Below are 5,707 nucleotides of genomic sequence, written 5' to 3'. Positions count from 1 at the left end.
TTGTCAGTGAACTTCTCGTAGCTCGCAGCACCGGCGGTGGTCATCATACCAAGGACCATGGTAGACGCCAGACCGACGCTGAGAACCTTCTTGAGGTTGCTCATTGAGGATTCCTCCTTATTTGATTTGAGAAAGCGGCGTTTTCCCCTGTTTTCCCGCACTTTTCCCGGAGAAAATGTGTGGTCGAACGATGGTACGACTCCCCTTGCCTCTGGAGATATCTTAAAACATTTTTCTCCGCCCGTCAATGGGTCCGGGCGAACTGTAACAAAGCTGTAAAAAAGGGCTGACACCCCCGCGTGTGTCGAGAACAGTTAGACGGCGCTTCCAGAGAAAAAGTTCCCGCCGGGCAGAAAAAAACGAAAAAAAACCCCCTTCGCGCCAAAGGGCGTAGGGGGGCGGGCCTTGTCATTTTTGGTCGGATATGGTAGGATAAAAACAGCCTCCGGCCCAAAAGGCCGGAGGCCGAGCGTCGCCGCGCTTTAGATCGGCGGTCAGCCACTCCCTTTGTAGAAAGGGGGTGAGGCGGATGGGAAACAGACGCTGGGCGAAAGTCCTGCGCGTTGTGGTGTCAGTCATCGTCATCCTCGCGGTGATGATCTGCATCTCCCCAAAAGCGTGTTGACCGCTGGGCTGCCACCCAAGCGGTCAACGTAGAAATACGATAAGACTGTATAGAAGGGGCTGACCATCCGATCTGCGGCGGCGCTCTTTCTATCTTTATTATAACCACTGGCCGGAACGCTGTCAAGCCGTCCCGGACGAGGACAGACCGCCCCGGTACTGGACATCCAGCGCCGGGGCGGCCTATTTATGGACCGATCGGTCCTTACTTGTTCTGGAACACGGCGGGACGCTTCTCCAGGAAGGCCTTCATGCCCTCCTTCTGGTCCTCGGTGGCGAAGCACATGGCGAACAGCTCGTTCTCCACGGCGATGCCGTCGTCGATGTCCATCTGCATACCGCGGTCGATGCAGGCCTTGGCGTACTTGACGGCGATGGGGGCGTTCTTGGTGAAGGAGCGGGCCATCTCCAGGGCGCCGTCCATCAGGGCCTCGGGGGCGTAGACCGCGTTGACCAGACCGATCTTCTCGGCCTCGTCGGCCTTGATCATCTTGCCGGAGAAGATCAGCTCCTTGGCCTTGGCGATGCCCACGCGGCGGGGCAGGCGCTGGGTGCCGGAGAAGCCGGGAGTGATGCCCAGGCCCACCTCGGGCTGGCCGAACTTGGCCTTCTCGCTGGCCAGGATGATGTCGAAGCACATGGCCAGCTCACAGCCGCCGCCCAGAGCGAAGCCGTTCACCGCGGCGATGGTGGGGATCTCCAGCTTCTCGATGCGGCGGAACAGGGCGCTGCCGTTCTGGCCCCACTTGCGGCCGGTGGCCAGATCCATGGTGCTCTGCTCGCCGATGTCGGCGCCGGCCACGAAGGAGCGGCCCGCGCCGGTGATGATCAGGGCGCCCAGGGAGCTGTCCTTCTCCACGCTGTCGATGACCTGCTCCAGCTCGCCCACCACGGTGGAGTTGAGGGCGTTCAGGGCCTCGGGCCGGTCGATGGTGATGATGCCGATATTGTCCTGCTTCTCATAATGGATCGTCTGATACATAAGAAGGACCTCCTAAGAATTCAGATAGAGATTTTTTCCTGATGTGCGGAACTTCCCGCTTCGGTGTTTATTATATCATCAGGAAGGGCCTGTCAACAAGCCTTTTCGCGCAAAAAAATGACGGAGCGCCGCCCGGACGGACGGCGCTCCGTTTCATTTTTCACCGATCTGGCTGAAGGTCAGACCGATGAAGATCAATCGGAAAAGTTCGCTCAGTCCTGAGCCATCTTGACGTACTTGGCGTAGCGGGCCTTGACGTCGGAGACTTCCTTCTCGTAGAGGGCGGCGGCCTTCTCGGGGAAGTTGTTCTTCAGGGAGGCGAAGCGGTTCTCGCCCATCAGGAAGTCCATGACCTTGCTGGTGTCGGGCTCCTTGGAGTCGAGCTGGAAGGGGTTCTTGCCCTCGGCGACGCGGCGGGGATCGTAGCGGTACAGGTGCCAGTAGCCGCACTCCACAGCCTTCTTCATCTCCTGCTGAGAGCAGCCCATGCCGGCCTTGATATGCTGCTCCAGGCAGGGGCAGTAGCAGATCACGATGGAAGGACCGGGATAGGACTCGGCCTCACGCAGAGCGCGCAGGGTCTGGGCCTGATCGGCGCCCATGGCCACCTGGGCCACATAGACGTAGCCGTACTGCATCAGGATGGCGCCCAGATCCTTCTTGGCCACCTGCTTGCCGCCGGCGGCGAACTTCGCGGTCGCGGAGGTGGGGGTGGACTTGGAGGACTGTCCGCCGGTGTTGGAGTACACCTCGGTATCCAGGACCAGCAGGTTCACGTCGCGGTTCTGAGCCATGACGTGGTCGATGCCGCCGAAGCCGATGTCGTAGGCCCAGCCGTCGCCGCCGATGGCCCACACGGACTTCTTGGTCAGGTACTCCTTGTTGTCCAGGACGTACTCGGTGTCGGCGTTCTTGTCGGCGCTCTCCAGAGCGGCGATCACGGCGTCAGACACGGCGCGGGACTTGGAGCTGTCCTGCCAGTTGGCCTCGTAGTCGCTGATGACGTCCACGGCCACACCGTTGTTCTTCAGGTTGGCCAGGTGGATCAGCAGCTCCTTGCGGATGGCGTCCTGCGCGTGGAAGAAGCCGTAGGCGAACTCGGCGTTGTCCTCGAACAGGGAGTGCTCCCAAGCGGGGCCGTTGCCGTGGCAGTCCTTGCAGTAGGGCAGGATGGGCGCGCCGCCGCTGATGGCGGAGGAACAGCCGGCCGCGTTGCCGATGTACATCCGGTCGCCCACCAGCTGGCTGACCAGCTTGATGTAGGTGGTCTCAGCACAGCCCGCGCAGGCGGAGGAGAACTGGAAGTAGGGCTTGGCGAACTGGATGTGCTTCACGTCCTTGTCGCTGATGATGTCCTTCTTCAGGTACTTGTCGTTCATGGCCACGTCGTCGAACAGAGGCTGCTCGTCCTTCATCTCCTCGAACGGAGTCATGACGAGCGCGTCGGCCATCTTGTCGCTCTTGTTGGCGGGGCAGGCGGTCAGACACACGCCGCAGCCCAGGCAGTCATAGGGGCTGACCTGCATACGGAAGGAGTAGGCGGGGGCGTCCTTGCCCAGGCCCTTGGCGGGCACGGTGACGAAGGAAGCGGGCACCTCGGCCTTCTCCGCGTCGCTCAGCAGGACGGGACGGATGGCGGCATGGGGGCAGCACATGGCACAGGCGTTGCACTGGATGCAGGACTCAGGGTTCCACTTGGGGACCTTGATGGCCACGCCGCGCTTGGAGTAGACGGAAGTGCCGTTCTCCCAGGTGCCGTCCAGCACACCGTGCTTCTGGAACACGGAGACGGGCAGCTTGTCGCCCTTCTGCTTGTCCATGGGCAGGACGATGTCCTTGACGAAGGGAGTGGCGTTCTTGGGCTCGGCCACGGGGGTGTCGGCGGCATTGGCCCAGCTGGCGGGGATCTCCACCTTCACGGCGGCGTTGATGCCCAGATCCACGGCGGCATTGTTCTTGTCGACGATGGCCTGACCAGCCTTCTTGAAGTAGGAGTTGTAGTTGTTCTTCTTCATGTCCTCCACGGCCATATCCAGGGGGATGACCTTGGTCAGGGCGAAGAAGGCGGCCTGCAGGATGCTGTTGGTGCGGTTCGCGGGCAGGCCCACCTGGACGGCGCACTTGGCGGCGTCGATGATGTAGAAGTTGGCGTGCTTGTTGGCCAGATCGCGCTTCATCTTGCCGGGCAGACGGGTCTCCAGCTCCTCCACGGACCAGGGGCAGTTCAGCAGGAAGGTGCCGCCCTCCTTCAGGTCCTCGGTGGTGTCATACTTGTTGACATAGGTGGGAGCGTGGACGGCCACGAAGTTGGCGGAGCCGACGCAGTAGGTGGAGCGGATGGGCTCGTCGCCGAAGCGCAGGTGGCTCTGGGTCAGGCCGCCGGTCTTCATGGAGTCATAGGAGAAGTAGGCCTGCGCGTACTTGTTGGCCACCAGGCCGATGGTGGAGATGGCGTTCTTGTTGGCGCCGACGGTGCCGTCGCCGCCCAGGCCCCACAGCTTGCAGGAGACCTCGCCGGGATGGTTGAGCTCCACTTCCTTGTAGTCCAGGGAGGTGTGGGTCACATCGTCGTTGATGCCGATGGTGAAGTTGTTCTTGGGCTCGTCCTTCTTCAGGTTGTCATAGACAGCGATGAACTGGCCGGGAGTGGTGTCCTTGGAGGACAGGCCGTAACGGCCGCCCACGACCTTGATGTCGGTACGGCCGGCCTGGTTCAGGGCGGTCACGACGTCCAGATACACGGGCTCGCCCACGGAGCCGGTCTCCTTGTTGCGGTCCAGGACAGCGATCTTCTTGACGGTGGCGGGGATCGCGTCGGAGAAGTGCTGGACGGAGAAGGGACGGTACAGATGGATCTGCACCAGGCCCACCTTGCGGCCCTGCGCGTTCAGGTAGTCGACGGTCTCCTTCACGGCCTCGGAGGCGGAGCACATGACGACGATGACTTCCTCCGCGTCGGGAGCGCCATAGTAGTTGAACAGCTTGTAGTCACGACCGGTGATCTTGTTGATCTCGTCCATGTAATGCTGGACCGTGGCGGGGACGACAGCGGCCTTGACGTTGGCGCCCTCCTTGCACTGGAAGTACACGTCGGGGTTGACGTTGTTGCCGCGGTTGGTGGGATGCTCGGGGTTCAGCGCGTTGCGGCGGAACTCCTTCAGAGCCTCCTGATCCACCAGGGGACGCAGATCCTCATAGTCCAGGGCCTCGATGCGCTGCATCTCGTGAGAGGTGCGGAAGCCGTCGAAGCAGTGCATGAAGGCATACTTGGCGCTGATGGCGGACAGATGGGCGACCGCGCCCAGATCCATGGCCTCCTGAGGGGAGGAGGACATCAGCATGCCATAGCCGGTCATACGGCAGGTCATGAAGTCGGTGTGATCGCCGAAGATGGAGTGGTGGTTGGAAGTGACCACGCGGGAGGCGATGTGCATGACGCTGGGGAGGAACTGGCCGCCCATGGCATACATGGCGGGGATCATCAGCATCAGGCCCTGGGAAGAGGTGAAGGTGGTGGTCAGAGCGCCAGCCTGCAGGGAGCCGTGGCAGGTACCGGCGGCGCCGGCCTCGGACTGCATCTGGATCACGTCGACGTTGGAGCCGAACAGGTTCTTGCGGCCCTTGGCGGACCACTCATCCACCTTCTCGGCCATGGGAGAGGACGGGGTGATGGGGTAGATGGCGGCGACCTCGGTAAAGGCATACGCCACGTGAGCCGCGGCAGTATTGCCGTCCATCACGACGTAATTTTTCTTCTGGTTGGGCATAATTTATCCTCCTTGTACTACAAACAGTAGTTCCAAAGGCCCTGCAAAAGGGGTCTGTGGGGTATCGAAACGTTCCGGAGGCCCGGACGTCTGATGTCTCTTTTCTCGTTCGATGGGGAAGTCCCGGCTTTGTCAGGGACGTGAGAAGAGCCCGCGGGCTTGGATGGTCCGGCGGGGCTCGTTCTCACATGACTGCAAAAGGGGAAAACGCTTACTTGCCAGCCTTGATGGCCTTGATGGAGTCGATGAGCATGGGGGTGACCTTGAACAGGTCGCCCGCGATGCCGTAGGAGGCCACCTCGAAGATGGGGGCGGACTCGTTCTTGTTCACGGC

The 5,707-nt window shown here is 61.5% G+C and carries 2 protein-coding genes and 1 pseudogene; all 3 read right to left on the bottom strand.

All coding sequences use genetic code 11. The features are described 5' to 3' along the window. Positions 1-829: 829 nt before the first annotated feature. Positions 830-1,606, bottom strand: a complete 777-nt coding sequence (locus tag KQI12_RS12260) for an enoyl-CoA hydratase-related protein (RefSeq protein ID WP_216573756.1) — start codon at positions 1,604-1,606, stop codon at positions 830-832. Positions 1,607-1,818: 212 nt separating this feature from the next. Further along, a complete protein-coding gene (gene nifJ, locus KQI12_RS12255) occupies positions 1,819-5,373 on the bottom strand; it encodes a pyruvate:ferredoxin (flavodoxin) oxidoreductase (RefSeq protein WP_216573754.1) in 3,555 nt (1,184 codons plus the stop codon). 211 nt (positions 5,374-5,584) lie between these two features. Further along, a pseudogene (locus tag KQI12_RS12595) lies at positions 5,585-5,707 on the bottom strand (electron transfer flavoprotein subunit alpha/FixB family protein); the annotation flags it as partial.

Source organism: Pseudoflavonifractor sp. MSJ-37, assembly GCF_018917965.1.
In the GTDB taxonomy this organism is placed as follows: Bacteria; Bacillota; Clostridia; order Oscillospirales; family Oscillospiraceae; genus Pseudoflavonifractor_A.
This window is presented reverse-complemented; position numbering and strand designations above follow the sequence as displayed.

Coding starts and splice junctions, on each gene's coding strand:
- KQI12_RS12260 (WP_216573756.1), bottom strand. CDS start 1,606: ATGTATCAGACGATCCATTATGAGAAGCAGGACAATATCGGCATCATC.
- nifJ (WP_216573754.1), bottom strand. CDS start 5,373: ATGCCCAACCAGAAGAAAAATTACGTCGTGATGGACGGCAATACTGCC.